The sequence below is a fragment of the Streptosporangium sp. LJ11 genome (assembly GCF_051918945.1).
Lineage (GTDB): Bacteria > Actinomycetota > Actinomycetes > Streptosporangiales > Streptosporangiaceae > Streptosporangium.
This window is the reverse complement of record NZ_JBPXMB010000104.1, coordinates 1-864: the sequence shown is the minus strand read 5'-3', so window position 1 is coordinate 864 and position 864 is coordinate 1. Positions and strand designations below refer to the sequence as shown.

The window sequence follows — 864 nt, the reverse complement described above, 5'->3', positions numbered from 1 at the left end:
GGTCGCGGCCTGCGATGTGAGCGACCGGGACGCGCTGGCCGAGTTGATCGCGGGTATCCCGGCGGAGTATCCGCTCAAGGGTGTGGTGCACGCGGCCGGGGTCGCCGACAACGGGTTGATCGGCTCGCTCACCGTGGAGCGGTTCGAGGGGGTTTTGGGCGCGAAGGCGGATGCGGCGTGGCATCTGCACGAGCTGACGGCGGATCTGGATCTGTCGGCGTTCGTGTTGTTCTCCTCGGCCGGTGGGCTGGTGCTGGCGGCCGGGCAGGCGAGCTACGCGGCGGCGAATGTGTTCCTTGATGCGCTGGCGGCGCATCGGCGCTCGGCCGGGCTGGTGGCGACGTCGCTGGCTTACGGGCTGTGGGATGCCGACACCGGGTTGAGCGGCTGGCTGACCGAGGCCGACCGGGAGCGGATGCGCAGGCAGGGTCTGCCGGCACTGTCGGTGGAAGAGGGACTGGCGCTGTTCGACGCCGGCCTGGCCTCGGATGTGGCGGCGCTGGTGCCGCTGCGAGTGGACGTGGCGGCGCTGCGGACGCGGGGCGAGAGATTGCCGGCATTGCTGCGGGGTCTGGTGCGTGGTCCGGTGCGGCGTGCGGTGCGGTCGGGCGGGTCGGCGCTGGTGCAGCGGCTGGACGGGGTGGATGAGGCCCGGCGTCGTGAGGTCGTGCTGGAGGTGGTCCGCCAGGAAGTGGCGACGGTGCTGGGGCACGCCTCGGCGACGGCGGTTCAGGCGGATCGGGCTTTCCAGGAGCTGGGTTTCGACTCCTTGACCGCGGTCGAGCTGCGCAACCGGCTGATGGCGGTCTCCGGGCTGCGACTGCCCGCCACCCTCGTCTTCGACTACCCGACCGCCCAGGCGGT

General features: G+C 71.8%; 1 protein-coding gene. It reads left to right on the top strand.

Features of this window, described 5'->3' with window-relative positions; translation table 11 throughout:
• Positions 1–864 (top strand): beta-ketoacyl reductase (locus ACTOQ3_RS43580; RefSeq protein ID WP_440089944.1); only part of this gene is annotated, 864 nt, incomplete at both ends.